General features: G+C 54.5%; 1 pseudogene. It reads left to right on the forward strand.

Annotated features, from left to right (window positions below):
* Nucleotides 1-255: pseudogene (locus tag O2S87_RS19250) on the forward strand (ISH3 family transposase); the annotation flags it as partial.

Here is a 255-nt window from a genome sequence, read left to right on the forward strand (position 1 = left end):
CTAACGACCTACTGAAGGAGATGGCAATGACGATCCTCGACCCTGACCGGTCGAGGATCGTCTCCATTGATTTCGTCGATAACCCCTATCACGGAACGTACGCCGATGAGATCGGCGAACTCTGTCGAATGGCCGCTAAAGACGGTACAACAACGTGTCACCGCTATTGTTCAGCATACCTCGTTTCAAACGGTAAGCCGGTGACGCTGGCTATGACGTACGTGCGCAGTGATGAGAGTGAGGCCGATGCGGTCG

This window comes from Halohasta sp. A2, from assembly GCF_056175805.1.